Source organism: Donghicola tyrosinivorans (genome assembly GCF_003003355.1).
Classification (GTDB): Bacteria; Pseudomonadota; Alphaproteobacteria; order Rhodobacterales; family Rhodobacteraceae; genus Donghicola; species Donghicola tyrosinivorans.
This window is the reverse complement of record NZ_PVTQ01000005.1, coordinates 196,067-210,486: the sequence shown is the minus strand read 5'-3', so window position 1 is coordinate 210,486 and position 14,420 is coordinate 196,067. Positions and strand designations below refer to the sequence as shown.

General features: G+C 62.0%; 12 protein-coding genes. 5 read left to right on the top strand and 7 right to left on the bottom strand.

Annotation, left to right across the window (positions count from 1 at the left end):
* Positions 1-100 precede the first annotated feature (100 nt).
* From CLV74_RS09725 to CLV74_RS09715, 3 genes are all read left to right on the top strand, one after another.
* Positions 101-1,117: a LacI family DNA-binding transcriptional regulator gene (locus CLV74_RS09725; RefSeq protein WP_106264038.1), complete on the top strand. Its 1,017-nt coding sequence runs from the start codon at positions 101-103 to the stop codon at positions 1,115-1,117.
* A gap of 106 nt (positions 1,118-1,223) precedes the next feature.
* The gene (gene dusA / locus CLV74_RS09720) at positions 1,224-2,222 is read left to right on the top strand and encodes a tRNA dihydrouridine(20/20a) synthase DusA (RefSeq protein ID WP_281260655.1); all 999 of its coding nucleotides are present in this window, start codon (positions 1,224-1,226) and stop codon (positions 2,220-2,222) included.
* 79 nt (positions 2,223-2,301) lie between these two features.
* On the top strand, positions 2,302-3,123 hold the full coding sequence (locus CLV74_RS09715; RefSeq protein WP_106264037.1) for a sulfite exporter TauE/SafE family protein: 822 nt from the start codon (positions 2,302-2,304) through the stop codon (positions 3,121-3,123).
* A gap of 78 nt (positions 3,124-3,201) precedes the next feature.
* Here CLV74_RS09715 and CLV74_RS09710 read toward each other — a convergent pair whose 3' ends face one another.
* Positions 3,202-5,436: a xanthine dehydrogenase family protein molybdopterin-binding subunit gene (locus CLV74_RS09710; protein WP_425430975.1), complete on the bottom strand. Its 2,235-nt coding sequence runs from the start codon at positions 5,434-5,436 to the stop codon at positions 3,202-3,204.
* Entirely contained in the window at positions 5,433-5,897 is a 465-nt protein-coding gene (locus tag CLV74_RS09705; RefSeq protein WP_106264035.1) for a (2Fe-2S)-binding protein, read from the bottom strand. The genes CLV74_RS09710 and CLV74_RS09705 overlap by 4 nt, the downstream gene beginning before the upstream one ends.
* 115 nt (positions 5,898-6,012) lie before the next feature.
* Here CLV74_RS09705 and CLV74_RS23375 point away from each other — a divergent pair, with 115 nt between their 5' ends.
* Positions 6,013-6,600, top strand: a complete 588-nt coding sequence (locus tag CLV74_RS23375) for a TetR/AcrR family transcriptional regulator (RefSeq protein WP_146134923.1) — start codon at positions 6,013-6,015, stop codon at positions 6,598-6,600.
* Between the two features lie 79 nt (positions 6,601-6,679).
* On the opposite strand, the gene CLV74_RS09695 is transcribed toward CLV74_RS23375, so the two are convergent.
* The 5 genes from CLV74_RS09695 to ccmI form a co-directional block, all read right to left on the bottom strand.
* Positions 6,680-7,945, bottom strand: coding sequence for a hypothetical protein (locus CLV74_RS09695; protein ID WP_106264034.1), 1,266 nt, complete (start codon positions 7,943-7,945; stop codon positions 6,680-6,682).
* Complete coding sequence (locus CLV74_RS09690; protein WP_106264033.1) at positions 7,942-10,299, bottom strand: substrate-binding domain-containing protein; 2,358 nt, start codon at positions 10,297-10,299, stop codon at positions 7,942-7,944. Before CLV74_RS09690 ends, CLV74_RS09695 begins: the two co-directional genes overlap by 4 nt.
* Before the next feature lie 660 nt (positions 10,300-10,959).
* Positions 10,960-11,217: a DUF1289 domain-containing protein gene (locus tag CLV74_RS09685; RefSeq protein ID WP_106264032.1), complete on the bottom strand. Its 258-nt coding sequence runs from the start codon at positions 11,215-11,217 to the stop codon at positions 10,960-10,962.
* Entirely contained in the window at positions 11,214-11,690 is a 477-nt protein-coding gene (gene ruvX, locus CLV74_RS09680; protein ID WP_106264031.1) for a Holliday junction resolvase RuvX, read from the bottom strand. The genes CLV74_RS09685 and ruvX overlap by 4 nt, the downstream gene beginning before the upstream one ends.
* Positions 11,687-12,919 (bottom strand): c-type cytochrome biogenesis protein CcmI, encoded by a 1,233-nt coding sequence (ccmI, locus tag CLV74_RS09675; RefSeq protein ID WP_106264237.1) that lies wholly within the window; start codon positions 12,917-12,919, stop codon positions 11,687-11,689. Before ccmI ends, ruvX begins: the two co-directional genes overlap by 4 nt.
* Before the next feature lie 199 nt (positions 12,920-13,118).
* Between ccmI and CLV74_RS09670 the strand changes: the two genes are divergently transcribed.
* A complete protein-coding gene (locus tag CLV74_RS09670) occupies positions 13,119-14,363 on the top strand; it encodes a sarcosine oxidase subunit beta family protein (protein ID WP_106264030.1) in 1,245 nt (414 codons plus the stop codon).
* Positions 14,364-14,420 lie beyond the last annotated feature (57 nt).

Sequence of the window (14,420 nt, the reverse complement as noted above, 5' to 3'; positions counted from 1 at the left end):
GCTAAGGGTGTCACAAGCTGCAGCATTTGGTCAATATAAAAATGTAATCCTTTACATTTGGGCGACAGAGGGTCAATTTGGCAAGGAAGAGGAAGGACCCATGTCAGTCAGCATCAAGGATATCGCGCGGATCTCCGGCGTCTCGACCGCCACGGTCAGTCGGGCGTTGTCAGACCCCGAACGCGTCAGCGAAAAAGCCCGCAAGGCGGTGATGGAGGCGGTGCAGACCCACGGCTACCGCGTGAACAGTCATGCGAGGTCTTTGCGCCGTCAGCGGGCGGATGCGGTATTGGCGGTGGTCCCGCATTTGGGCAACCCGTTCTTTTCCACGATCCTTTCCGGCGTCGAGTTTGAATTGCAGCAGGCCGGTGTTGATCTGCTGGTCGCCGACAGTCGTGCCAGTGATCGCGGGGGACGGTCTGTCTTTGCGCACCTGCATGCGTCGCGGGTGGACGGGTTGATATGTCTGGATGGCAACCTGCCAGCCTGCGCGCAGCAAGAGTTGTCGCAACCCGACGTGGCCGAGCGCGTGGTCTTTGCCTGTGAATGGATGCCCGATGCGAATTTCCCATCTGTGCGCAGCGACAATCGGGCAGGGGGCCGCCTTGCGGTCGAACACCTGCTGGAACTGGGTCATCGGGACTTTGTGTTCATGGCCGGTCCCCGCGAAAATATCCTGACAGCAGAGCGCCTTGCCGGTGTGCAAGAGGCTATGGTCAAAGCGGGTCTTTCCTTGCCTGATGACCGGATCAAAGGCCAGGATTTCACGCTGGAAGAGGGCTTTGCCGCCGCCGAATGGCTGGCCGCCCTAAGCCCGCGCCCGACGGCTGTGGTTTGCGCCTCTGACCAGATCGCGATTGGCCTGATGGCAGGGCTGGCGCAGCAGGGGCTGTCGGTGCCCAATGATGTCTCGGTCGTGGGTTTTGACGATATCGCCATTGCCGCCTACGCCAATCCATCCCTGACCACGATCCGGCAGGACCGCATCGGCCTTGGGCGATCTGCAGCGCGAATGCTGCTGGCGCGGATTGACGGGACGGCCCCTGAACATAAGGGCCTGTGCACCCTGCCGGTGACGCTGATGAAACGCGCCTCGACCGGCGCGGTGCCTGCATAACGGGGTCAACCTTGCTTGCCACAAAGGTTCTGGTGTAAGGGGCGCATCAAACGCTGCCCCTTTGACGGCTTTGCCTCGGGGCGTTTCATCAGCCGGAGAAGTCCCAGTGCCGCCCATCGACACCGCGCAAGTCGCCGCGTCCCGCCGCCTATCGGTCGCCCCCATGATGGATTGGACCGACCGTCACTGCCGTTTCTTCCATCGGCAGATCAGCCAGAACGCGTTGCTTTACACGGAAATGGTCACCGCGCCTGCGCTGGTGCGGGGTGGTGCGCTGCATCTGTTGGACTATGACACCGCCGAGCATCCGGTGGTCTTGCAGCTTGGTGGCTCTGATCCTGCCGAGTTGCGGCAGGCGGCGCGGATCGGGGCAGAGCATGGCTATGACCAGATCAACCTGAATGTGGGGTGCCCCTCGGATCGGGTTCAGTCGGGCTGTTTTGGCGCGGTACTGATGACGAAGCCCGAATTGGTGGCGGAATGTGTGGCGGAAATGCAGGCGGATTGCGCGGTGCCTGTGACCGTGAAATGCCGCATCGGCGTGGATGAACAAGAACCCCACGACGTGCTGCCCGCCTTTATTGAGACCGTCCGCGCCGCTGGCGTGACCGAGTTCATCATTCACGCGCGCAAGGCGTGGCTTCAGGGGCTGAGCCCGAAAGAGAACCGCGATATTCCGCCTCTCGATTATCCTTTGGTGCTGCAAATGAAGCAGCAGTTCCCCGATCTGATGATCAGTATCAACGGCGGGATTGATACGATTGCTGCGGCGAAGCCCTTTCTGGATCAAGGTCTGGACGGGGTGATGATCGGCCGTGCGGCCTATCACCAGCCCTATGATGTGCTTGCATTGGCAGAGGCCGAGATCTTTGGCCAAACCGCGCCCGACCGTGCCGAGGTGATTGATCGGATGCTGCCCTATATCGCCTGTCATCTGGAAAGCGGCGGCAAGCTGCACCAGATCACCCGCCACATGCTGGGTCTTTTCGCGGGCGTTCCTGGGGCCCGCCAGTGGCGCCGCTACCTGTCCGAGAACGCCCCCGCAGCCGATGCAGGCGTCCATACGGTGGAAGAGGCTGCAAAACGGGTCTTTGCATCCGCCTGATGGAAAGCCGCGCGGTCACCGCTTGCGCCACAGCAATGGGACCGCTACCCGTTAGCCAAAGAAAACGGGAGGGGCGCATATGGATGCCGGTTTGATTTTCTCGATGGTGGCGCTGCTGATGGTGATCGGCGGTTTTGCTGGCGTTTTGGCGGGGCTTCTGGGCGTTGGCGGCGGCATCGTGCTGGTGCCTGCCTTCTATTACGCCTTCGCGGGTCTTGGCTATGACAGCCCCGAGTTAATGCGTATCTGTCTGGCGACCTCGCTGGCGACGATTATTGTGACCTCGGCCCGTTCGGTGGCCAGCCACAACAAGAAGGGCGCAGTGGAATGGTCGATCCTCAAGACATGGGCGCCGGGCATTGCCGTGGGCGCGATCATCGGTGTGATGGCCGTGGCGCAACTGCGCTCTAGCGTGTTGCAGGGGATTTTCGGCGTCTTGGGCCTGTTCATCGGCCTTTATATGGCCTTCGGTAAAAACACGTGGCGCATTGGCGAGACGATGCCCACGGGCGTCATCCGCGCGACGTTGTCGCCGATGGTGGGCTTTCTGTCGGTGCTGATGGGCATTGGTGGGGGCAGCTTCGGCGTGCCCCTGATGACTCTGTTCGGTGTGCCGATCCATCGGGCGGTGGCAACCGCGGCAGGCTTTGGTGCGCTGATCGCGGTGCCTTCGGTGGTCGCCTTCCTGTTTGTCCCGATCACTGAGGCCGTGCGTCCGCCCTTTACCTTCGGGGCGGTGAACTTTGGTGCCTTTGCCATCGTGGTTTGCATGACCCTGTTCACTGCGCCGCTTGGGGTGAAGCTGGCCCACGCAATGGACCCCAAACCGCTGAAGCGCGTCTTTGCCTTCTTCCTTCTTGTGGTTGCGGGCAACATGCTGCGCAAGTCGTTGGGTCTGTGATCCGCTGATTTCACGGCCAAGAATGCGATAAGGGCGCCCCGATGTGAGGCGCCCTTTTTTATGTCTCAGACCAAGTTTTCAGACAAAGTCGAAGTGCTTGTTCAGGGGCAATTCGCGCACCCGCTTGCCGGTCAGATCGAACAGAGCGTTTGCCAGCGCCGCCGCCGCAGGAGGCGTTCCGGGCTCACCCACGCCAGCGATACGGCCACCGGCTTCGACGATCTGCACCGCGATTTGCGGCACATTGTGCATCCGCACGGCGTCGTAGTCGGGGAAGTTCCACTGATCCACTTCGCCCCCGTCGAAGGTGATTTCGCCCATGATCGCGGCCGAGAGCCCATAGATCAGACCGCCGCTCATTTGCGCTTCGATGTTGCGCGGATCAAGGGCGATGCCCGGGTCACAGGCGATCCATGCGTTGCTGATGCGGATCAACCCGCTCTCATCGCGTACTTCGATGACCTGCGCGACCGGAGTGCCGAAGGACATGCAGAAGGCCACGCCGCGCCCGACGCCATCGGGCGTTTTGCCGGTCCAGCCTGACATATCGCGTACAGTCTCGATCACGCGGGCTGAGGGAGCGTGCTCTTCTCGGGCCATCGCCAGTCGGAACTCTAGCGGGTCAGTGCCCGCGGCTTGGGCCATCTCATCCAGAAAGCAGTCGAACTGGAACCCGTTGTGGCTGGCCCCGACCGAGCGCCAGAACCCCACGGGCACCGACATATCCGACAGGTAGCCACGGATGCGGTAATTCGGAATGGCGTAGGGTTGGTCGGCGGCACCTTCCAGCATGGCGGTGTCAGGGCCACCCATCGCAATGCCGGTCATCCGCGCCATCGCTTGATGGGCGCAGGAAATCCCTGCGATCTTGCCGTCGACCATCACCGCTTTGCCGTCCTGCACTGCACCGCGATAGCGGGCGATGGTGGCGGGGCGGTAGAAGTCATGGCGCATGTCTTCTTCGCGGGTCCATGTCATCTTGACCGGCACACCTGGCATGGCCGCTGCGATCTTGGCGGCATAGACTGGCACGTCAATCTCACCGCGCCGCCCGAAGGCGCCGCCCATGATGGTGGTGTGGATGGTGACTTTCTCGCTGTCGATGCCGATCGCCGCTGCGGCCATGTCTCGTGCCGCGATCGGTGCCTGATGGCCGACCCAAATCACCAGAGTGCCGTCCTTGTAGATGGCCGTGGCGTTCATCGGCTCCATCGCTGCGTGGGCAAGGAAGGGGGCGCGGTATTCGGCCTCTAGCACGGTTGCGCCTGCGGGCAGGCTGTCCACGTCACCATCTTCGCGGCCCGTGGCGTTGGCGTCGGTGTCGAACGCGGCTTCAAGCCCCTGCCAGATCTGGTCCTGCTGGGGCGGGAAGGTGGCGTCCTCCCACGTGATCTGCACCGCATCGGCGGCTTGGAATGCCAGCCAAGTGTTGCTGGCCACGACGGCGATGCCGTCCTCAAGCGGGATGATCTTTTCCACGCCAGCCATCTTGGCAGCGGCGCTGTCATCGTATGAGGTCATCTTGCCTCCAAGGCGCGGATTGATCCGCACGGTGGCAAAACGCATCCCGTCCAGCTTGGTGTCGATCCCGAACCGGGCCGAGCCATTGGCCTTGGCTGGTTGATCCAGACGCGGCACCGATTTGCCGATATAGCGCCACTGGTCAGGGGTGCGCAGCGCAGGCTTGGCGGGCGAGACCTCTGCCGCGGCGACCGCCAGATCGGTGTAGGGCAGGCGAGTGGCATCGGGCGCAATCACCGCGCCGTTTTCGGTTTTGAGGTCCGATGCGCTTACCCCAAGCTGCTTGGCCGCCGCCTCTTTCAACGCCTCACGCGCCGTCGCGCCAGCCATACGGAAACGGTCCCAAGCATCCACGGTGCTGGTCGAACCACCGGTCACCTGAAGGTTCAGCAGCTTGCCTGCATGGCCTACCACATCACGGATGGTGTTTTGCAGGTCCGAGGCCGCATAGGCGTGGATCGGCAGGGCGTTCTTGAGCAATGCGCTGTTGTAATAGGCTTTGGCGGGCGGGCCGTGTTCGATGCGGATGTCCTGCCAGTCCAGATCCATCTCTTCGGCGACCAGCATGGCCAGCATGGAATGGACACCTTGGCCCATCTCGGCGCGGGGGGTGATGATGGTGACGCCGCGCTGGTCGATCAGCACAAAGGGGTTCAGGGTCGCGCCTTCCTCAGGGTGTAGCGGGTTTGGCGCGGGTCGGCTGACCACATAGCCCCCGATGGCGATGCCGCCGACAATCGCGGCAGAGCCGATCAGAAAGGCGCGGCGGGTTGTTTTTCCGATACCCATCAGGCTTCTCCCAATTTGGTGGCCGCGTCATGGATCGCGGCGCGGATGCGGGGATAGGTGCCGCAGCGGCAAAGGTTGCCTTGCATGGCCTCATCAATCTGGGCGTCAGTCGGGTAGGGCGTGGTGGCCAGAAGGTCTGCCGCCTGCATGATCTGGCCGGACTGGCAGTAGCCGCACTGGGCCACCTGATGATCGACCCACGCCGCTTGCAGCGCCGCCAGAGCCGGTTCGGGGCGCGAGGTGTCGATAGTGGTCACAGGCCCATTCACATCCCCCAGCGCCACCTGACAGCTGCGCTGCGCCACGCCATCAATATGCACGGTGCACGCGCCGCAGGCCGCAACGCCGCAGCCGAATTTGGTGCCGGTCAGGCCAATTTCATCCCGTAGCACCCACAGCAAAGGCACGTCGGGCGGCAGGTCAATCTCATGGCGGGTGCCATTTACAATCAGGGTGGTTGTCATCTTGGTCTCTCGATTCTGGCACAATGAAGGGGCTGGAATGAACTTTGTGACAAAGTGTATCCAAAATGTCAGCGTGTCAATTGACAGAATTGAGAGGTCGTGCAATCTGAGGTTCATGAAACACTCTGATCCCACGCCACCCATTCGCGAAATGCAAATCCTTGATGCTGCGATTGCTGCCTTTGCAAGCTATGGGTACCGACGTACCTCGATGGAGGATATTGCGAACGGGGCAGGGATGTCGCGGTCGGCGCTTTACCTGCATTACAAGAACAAAGAGGCGATCTTTCAGGCCATCGTCTCGGGCTATCTGTCCTCGGCGGCAGAGGGCATCAAGGCGGCGATGACCGGCTCTGGTTCGGTCCATGGCCAATTGCACGCAGCCTTTGTGGCCAAAGACGGGCCGGTGATGGCGCAGCTTTTCGACTCGCCTCACGGGGCCGAGTTGATGGACGCAGGGTTTGCCATAGGCACCGAATTGTTCGAGCAGTTCTCGGACCGGATGACCCAAGTGATCGCCGGTTGGATTTCCGCAGGTGTCGAGGATCAGCGGATGCGGTGTGACGGCTGCCCGCCCGATGTAATGGCCCACACGATACTGGCTGCATTGGTAGGCCAGAAGAAAGAGGCGACCTGCTATGAGGACTACGTGCAGCGCCGTGATTGTCTGGCGCGGATGTTCGCGGCGGCCCTGACGCAATAAGTCTGGCGTATCGCACTGTTCCCAAAAGGAAAAGCCGCACCCGAAGGGCGCGGCTTTGCTGTTTACGTGATTTTGGCGCTTACCAGAACGGGCGGATATCCTCGATCCGGCGGTAGTACTGGCTGACGTTCAGGGGCGTGTCGCATTTCGCGCCGCCCAGAGCAAAAGCCTGCGCCTGTGCCTTTTCCGCGCCGCCGATCATCACGGTAAAGCGCGATGCGGCCAGCAGTCCGTCGCCGCAGAAGGCACCGCTTGGGATTTCGCCGCGCGACACGTTCGAGACATAGACCGCCCCAAGACCCGTGGCCGCCCCGTTGCGGGGGCTGTCAAAGACCTCAAAGTTGACGCCTTCGCCGCCAGTGTCGGTGACCGACATGCCGCGCTCTTGTCCAAGGGTGCGGCCATTGGCATGGGCGGGCTGGATGCCGTCAAAGGCAGGCGCACCGGGGGTCAGGACATGCAGGTCCATATCCACTGGCTGTTCCCAGACCAGTGCAAGGCGCAGGGTGCTGGCAGCTTCCGGCCAGCGCACGCTGTGTTCGGTGCCGTCAGGGGCGGTGATTGTGGCATCCGCCTCCATCAAGGGAACCTGAACCGAGGCGTTGCCGGACGCGTCCGCCAGAGCCGAGAACGCGGTGTTCTGGTAGGTCAGCGACAGTTTTTCGCCAGTGGTGCAGCCGGTGAATCCCGCGGTCAGGATGCCGCCCGCCACTTGCGGTATGAAGCTGGCCGCGCAGCCGCTGGCGGCGACTTCGGGAACATCGGGGCGCAGGGGCACGACCGAGGCAATACGGGTGTCCGCCGCGCCGCAGGGGTTTTCCACCCGCTCCAGATGGATGTTCAGGGGCGAGAAGCCGATGATCACATTGGCGTGGGTGAATTGGCGTCCGCACGGCATGTCCACGCGCAGGGCGTTGTCCACGATCTGAGCGTTCGGGCGGGTCATGCCACCGTCGGCGGCCTTCAGTGTCACGCGAGCCTTGTCGCACACGGGGCTGAAAACCAACTGGACGCCCTCTGCGGTTTTGTCGAACCGATGGGACAAGGGCGCTTCGCAGGTGGCGGGGTCCAGCGGTTTGCGAGGCGAGGCATCGGCATTCACGCCCACAGGCATGATAGCCGTGCCCCGCGCGACGGCATTGTCGCTGAACCCCAGATCGCCGTTGGCAGCCGTCCCGTTTGCCGCTGGTGCGGCGGGGCTGGCAGGTGCGGCCAGAGCGTTCGATCCGGCGGCCCCCGCCGGATCAGTTTGTTGACTGTGGGCGGCGATGGGGGCCGCGCCCATCAGGAGGGCCGCCGCCAGCGCCCAAGCGCCAGCCGTGCGGGGGTTTTGCATGCGGATCATTGGGTCACCCATACTTCGACGCGGCGGTTCTTGTCGTAGCCGCTAGGATCGTTACAGGCGACAGGCGCCTCTTCGCTGCCCGAGGTCACCTGAATGCCCGCATTGCCGGGAACCAGCAGGTTCAGTTGGTCTGCGACCTGCTGCGCACGGGCTTGGGCGATATTACGGTTGGCCTCATAGCCGCCGGTGTTATCGGCGAAACCCACCAACAGAACTTTGCGGCTCGCGTTTTCGGGCTGCTTCATCCACGCGACCAGACGTTCCAAGTCATCTTCGGAACGGGCGTCCAGATTGGATTTGCCGGAAATGAAATGGAAGGTCGCGCTAAGACGCTGCTTGTCGCGGATATTCAGCATGTAGTCCCGCAGGGTGGCCGCGTCCTGGAAGGGCATGAACTGGATATTTGCCAGCGCATCTACCGCGTCCCAACCGGCGCGCACGTCCAGGTTCAGGTCCACAAAGCCCTCGCTGGCAACGATCGCCTGACCGTCGGTGCTGGCGTATTGCAGGAAGTCCTCGGTGTCCGCGTCGGTCTTGTTCGGCGCGGTGTACATGTAAAGGCGACGGGCCAACGGGTATTCTTCGGTCTTCACCGCAAAGGGGGTGGGCTGGTGGACGGCGTCACAGACCCGCAGGGCCAGCGGCTTGCTGTTGCGTACATAGCCAAGGCCGGTAAAGCCGATGGCGTTCACATCGCCGCGCACTGCGTCCGACAGGTTCGCGTTCGATTCAAAGCGCTGCGCGGCGCTGGCCAGCTGGGTCTCGCCAAGCGCAAGGCTCTGGAAAGTGTCGAAGGTGCCTGAGGCATCGTCGCGGGCATAGATGGTGATAGGCGCGTTCGGGCCACCAACCTGTGCCCAGTTGTTGATCTGACCCGAGAAGATCTGCTGCACCTGAACCATGGTCAGCTCGCGCAGGGGGTTTTCGGGATGGACGATGATCGCGATGCCGTCCAGCGCAACGATATGCTCGCCATTCGCGCCTTCTGCCAGCGGATCGCCAAGGCCCTTGTCGGCCATCGCCACCTGCTCGGAGGGTTTGATGGGGCGCGAGGCCATGGCGATATCGCTGTCACCGGCCAGCAGAGCTTTGAAACCGGTCGAGCTGCCGTGCGCGGCCAGCGTGATTTCCGAACGACCACCGGGCAGGGCAGCGTCCAGCGCGGCGGCGCGTTCATTCGGCTCGCCCAATTGCCATGCGGGGGCGCCCATGCCCTTAGCGCCTAGCCAACCTTGCAGCATCGCGGGTGCCAGACCTGCACCGATGGTGTTCGAGCCTGCCAGACGCAGCGCGGTCGGTGCGGGTTCGGGCTCGACCAGAGCGGCGACCACATCGGTCTGTTCTTCGGCGGGCGCTTCAACAGGGGCTTCTGCGACTTCTGCGGGGGCAGCAGCGGCGACTTCACCGGCGCAACCTTCGACGGGGCAGAGTTCTGCGATGAAGGTCAGCGGGTAGATGACGGGGCCGTATTTCGTCGCGACCTCGTACTTGCCGGTGTCGATTTCGACGATGCGACCGGTCTGATAGGTGCCGTCGTTCAGACGCAGGCGGGCCTCGACCGCGGCGCGGGTGCGGAAGTCATCCGAGCGGTCGGGGATGATGCTGATGTCGATACGCTCGCGCACCAGACGATCAAGGCTGCCATCGGCGCGGGCGGCTTCCAATGCGGTGTTGAAAGCCTCTAGCATCTCGGCGCCACCGGCCTCTTTGTGCGACACGATCAGGTGCAGGGTACGCTGTGCGATGTCAAAGGCACTTTCGCGGACCGTGCTGATGTCGAAATCGGCAAAGTTCATGACAAAGGCTGCTTCGCTCTGGTCCGAGAGAACCGCGAAGACCTCTCCGTCGACCAGCGACTGGAAACAGGCGTTCATATCGGGGGCGCTGATGCGGGTGAATTCGCCCTGTTCCTCACGCAGACGCAGCGAGGTGGCAAAGTCGTAGCCTGCAGGATAGCACAGGGTTTCGCCCTTCAGCCCGTCCAGCGAGGTCAGCTGTTCGCCGCTGGTGTAAACCCGTTCACCCACGGCCAGAACTGCATCCGAGTATTGAAAGTCCAGCGTGCGCTCGATGGTATAGTAATAGGGGAAAGCGCCGGTGAATTCATTGCTGCGGGCACCGCCTTCGGCATCGCTCCATTGGGCAGTGAAAATGACATCTGCAGGGATGCCTGCCGCCTTGAACAGATGTTCAAAGACCAAAGTTGCCAATCCGCGATCAGGCAACTGGCTGCCGGACAGCAGGCCATAAGGTTCACTGGTGGCAAAGGTCTTGGTGGCTTGGGCAACGGCCGCGACGGGCGTCAGGGAAGCACAGGCCAGAAGGCCAAGAAGAAGAGTTTTTCGCAATTGCATGATCGGGCAAGCCTTGTGGTCCGGATGGCTCCGGAAACTGTTAGTTGTAAAAAGAAGTCTGGACACTTGCTGTCCGCAAGCTGAGCGGCAGGTTCGCGCTATAGGTGAATTGAAAGAATGTCGGTCTCATCAATCGTTTTTCAAATGGCAACAATACGTACAGGTGTGTAAGCCCTTCGATCAAGGCAACATGGTTAATGAAATGCAACCATTAAGTGCATCACCGAAGTTTTGTGCATGATATGCAGGCAAATTGTGAAACTATCGTAACATGTCACAGGTTTGTGAGTTTTGCATCGCAATTTTGCAAGAAATCCTCGGGATTTCTGAACCTTAACCATGACCTGTCCACTTACATGAATTCAGCCACCGCAAGGGTGCGGACGGTCATTTCAGCTGACGAGACGCGACAAAATTAACACGGGGCAAGGGGGCAGGTTTACTGGGCGCTTCGTGGTCGCCCGAGTTATCCACAGAGTGATTCTAAGACCGATAGCGGAAACAAGAGCAAGTCCGGTTTCCTGCGAAGGCGGATTTTCGCGTTCAACCTTTTGGGGTAGTTCCGAAGCCGCAAGGGCGGGTCGTCGGTTGCTGCACAAAAAGAAACACACCGCGACCCATGCGGGTCGGGTGTGCGCTGTCTTTTGAAGAAAGTGTTGATTACGCGTTCTTGGCAGCTTTCGCCGCGTCGCGCTCAAGGCGACCTGTGCGCCCACCGCGGCGCATGGTCAGCAGGGACTGGCGCTCGGGCAGGGTGGCCATGACTTCGCGCCGTGCCTCGGGGGTCATGCGGGACCACGCGGTGATCTCGTCGATCGAGCGGTAGCAGCCGGTGCAGATCCGTGCCTCGGGGTGAACGACGCAGAGCTTAACGCAGGGGCTCTCGATCTCGTCCCGTTTCCAGATGGTGTCCGTCATTCCTCGCGCCCCATATGCCCCATGCGATCCAGCACACCTTGCAGAATATATCCGGCTGCCACGTGGTCGATGACCTCGGCGCGACGTCTGCGAGACGTATCCGCCTCCAACAGCGCTCTTTCGGCGGCTACGGTGGACAAACGTTCATCCCAGAAGGTGATCGGCAGGTCGGTCAAACGGCTTAGGTTGCGGGCAAAGGCGCGGGTGGATTGGCAGCGCGGTCCTTCGGTGCCGTCCATGTTGCGGGGCAGACCAAGCACCAACCCGCCCACATTGCGCTGGTTCACGATGGCCAACAGGCTTTCCGCATCCACCCCGAATTTCTTGCGGCGGATGGTTTCAAGCGGCGTTGCCACGCTGCGGAACGTGTCCGAGACCGCGACCCCGATGGTTTTGTCCCCAAGGTCCAGCCCGGCCAAGGCCCGCATCGAGGGCAGGGCGGCGACAAAGTCTTTCAGGTCTTCGTAAATCATTCAGCCACCCCAGCGGCTTGCGCGCCCTGACGGACAGTTGCCAGATCGTCGGGACGGTCAGCGAAACGCCCTTGGGCTTCGGTCCAGATCGCGCGGGCGCGGTCGGTTTCGCCCAGAACGCCATAGGCACTGATCAGCCGCGACCATTCGGCAGCGCTGCCGCCTTCGCTGGCCAGACGCTCTGACAGTTGCTCGACCATGCCGCGGATCATCGCCTGACGGTCTTCGTCGGTCATTTCGGCAGCGTTCGCCATATCCTCGGCGCTGGGGCCGCGCAGGGCGGGGGCAGCGGCCTCGGGCATGGTAAAGTCCACGCCGGCGGCCTCGGCCACTTGGGTAATCTGCGCACGGATGGGGGCGATCCACGGCGCATCGGCAGGGCCTTTGCGCAGCAGGTTGTTCCAGATGTTGAACGCCTGATCGGGTCGGTCGTTCTGGGTCAGCATCAGGCCCCAGTAGTACAGCGCCGTGCCGTTCTGACGGTCACGGCTGAGAGCGCCGCGCAGGGCCTCTTCGGCCTCGGGGCTGACGTAGCCGCCAGCGGCAAGGATCAGCATATCGGCCAGATCGGCGTAATCGGTGGCGCTGGCCTCATCGCCTTTGATCTCGATCACCCGCTTTTGGGCTGCATAGGCTTGGGTGAAGTTCCCCAGAACGGCTTCATTGCGGACCAAGAGTGCCTGACCTTGCAGATCGTCAGGACGCTGCGCCACAGCTGCGCGCAGCTTGCCCACCAGTTCGGTGAACTGGCTGTCAGCGCGGGGCATTTCCGGTATCGGCGGTGCGGCGGCCTCGCCCTCGGCCTGCGAGGGACGGGTTGCGCGGCGCTCTTCGGCCATCGCGATGCGGTCTTTCAGGGCCAGATCACCATAGCCGGGTGCCCCAAGGCGCCAGTAGGTGTAAAGCCCGCCACCAGCGAGGATCGCCACAACGATCACCGCCATCAGCGCCGTCGCCGCGCGGGGTTGCCCGCCGGTCTCAATCTCGGTCTTCATGGCGGTATCGGCGGCCAGAATGCGGCGGCCAACCTCGGCCTTCAGGCGCTCGGCCTCGTCAGGGCCGATGACCCCGCGTGCCGCGTCGCGTTCAACCTCTTTCAGCTGGGTGCGGTACACCTCAAGGTCATAGGCCGCAGGCGACACGTCCCCCGGTTTTCCCCGCAAAAGAGCAATCGCCAAAAGCGCGGCAACCAGAACGGCAAGGCCAAGTGTGATGATCCAGAAAAGCATGATCTCTCCCATTGTTGATCGCTATTTAGGCGTTGCCGCGCCGTTTCAAAACCCGAAATCTGCGATGCTGGGGCTTATGTCGCAATCGTGCGGGGTCACATGTCGCAGATGCGATGAATTGTGACGCTGTCAGTCGCGGTCTAAACTTGCGACAGGTCCATGACGGATAAGAACGGCCACACGTACGGATTCGAGGCTCATGAAACGTTATTCTGCCTTTGCCATTGCCCGCGAAGCGGCACGCCACCACACCGGATGGGAGCGCGCATGGCGCTCGCCCGAGCCCAAGAAAAGCTACGATGCGATCATCGTCGGCGCGGGCGGTCACGGGCTGGCGACTGCCTATTACCTTGGGAAGAACTTCGGCATCACCAATGTTGCCGTGCTGGAAAAAGGGTGGCTCGGGGGCGGGAACACCGGCCGGAACACCACGATTATCCGCTCGAACTACCTGCAAGACCCTTCGGCGGCGATCTATGAGAAAGCCCGCGATCTCTATGAAACGCTCAGTCAGGACCTGAACTACAACGTGATGTTCAGCCCCCGCGGCGTGATCATGCTGGCCCAGACCCACCATGAGGTGCGCGGTTATCAGCGCACCGCCCACGCAAACGCGCTGCAAGGGGTGAAAACCGAATTCATCGGCCCCGAGAAGGTCAAAGAGATCGTCCCGATCATCAATATCGACGGTCCGCGCTATCCCGTGCTGGGTGGCCTGTGGCAGCCTCGCGGTGGTACCGCCCGTCACGATGCGGTGGCATGGGGCTACGCCCGCGCCTGTTCCGACATGGGCATGGACATCATCCAGAAGTGCGAAGTCACCGGCGTGCGCCGCATCGCGGGCCGCGTTGTCGGGGTCGAGACCACCAAGGGCAGCATTGACTGCAACAAGCTTGGCATCGTCGTCGCGGGTCATTCGGGTGTGCTGGCCGATATGGCGGGATTCCGTCTGCCGATCGAAAGCCTTGCGCTTCAGGCGCTGGTGTCGGAACCCATCAAACCCTGCATGGACGTGGTCGTCATGGCGAACACCGTGCACGGTTATATGTCCCAGTCCGACAAAGGCGAGATGGTCATCGGTGGTGGCACCGACGGGTTCAATAACTACACCCAGCGCGGCAGCTTCCATCACATCGAGGAAACCGTCCGCGCCCTGATCGAGACCTTCCCGATGATCAGCCGCCTCAAGATGCTGCGTCAGTGGGGCGGGATCGTGGATATGACCGGCGACCGCTCGCCCATCATTTCGAAAACCCCGCTGGAGAACTGCTTTGTGAACTGCGGCTGGGGTACCGGCGGCTTCAAGGCCATTCCGGGCTCGGGTTGGGCGATGGCGGAACTGATGGCAAAGGGCTATTCGCCGCTGGCCAACGAATTCAGCACGGACCGCTTCAAAGAAGGCCGCTTCATCGACGAAAGCGTTGCGGCTGGGGTTGCACACTGATGCGGAACCTTTTTCCGATAGCCAGCGTTACCTGTGTGACTGACACACATACAGGAG

What these genes read in the sequence shown, in the direction of transcription:
- CLV74_RS09725 (WP_106264038.1), top strand. Translation starts at nt 101, where the DNA reads ATGTCAGTCAGCATCAAGGATATCGCGCGGATCTCCGGCGTCTCGACC.
- CLV74_RS09715 (WP_106264037.1), top strand. Translation starts at nt 2,302, where the DNA reads ATGGATGCCGGTTTGATTTTCTCGATGGTGGCGCTGCTGATGGTGATC.
- CLV74_RS09705 (WP_106264035.1), bottom strand. Translation starts at nt 5,897, where the DNA reads ATGACAACCACCCTGATTGTAAATGGCACCCGCCATGAGATTGACCTG.
- CLV74_RS23375 (WP_146134923.1), top strand. Translation starts at nt 6,013, where the DNA reads ATGAAACACTCTGATCCCACGCCACCCATTCGCGAAATGCAAATCCTT.
- CLV74_RS09695 (WP_106264034.1), bottom strand. Translation starts at nt 7,945, where the DNA reads ATGATCCGCATGCAAAACCCCCGCACGGCTGGCGCTTGGGCGCTGGCG.
- CLV74_RS09690 (WP_106264033.1), bottom strand. Translation starts at nt 10,299, where the DNA reads ATGCAATTGCGAAAAACTCTTCTTCTTGGCCTTCTGGCCTGTGCTTCC.
- CLV74_RS09685 (WP_106264032.1), bottom strand. Translation starts at nt 11,217, where the DNA reads ATGACGGACACCATCTGGAAACGGGACGAGATCGAGAGCCCCTGCGTT.
- ruvX (WP_106264031.1), bottom strand. Translation starts at nt 11,690, where the DNA reads ATGATTTACGAAGACCTGAAAGACTTTGTCGCCGCCCTGCCCTCGATG.
- ccmI (WP_106264237.1), bottom strand. Translation starts at nt 12,919, where the DNA reads ATGCTTTTCTGGATCATCACACTTGGCCTTGCCGTTCTGGTTGCCGCG.
- CLV74_RS09670 (WP_106264030.1), top strand. Translation starts at nt 13,119, where the DNA reads ATGAAACGTTATTCTGCCTTTGCCATTGCCCGCGAAGCGGCACGCCAC.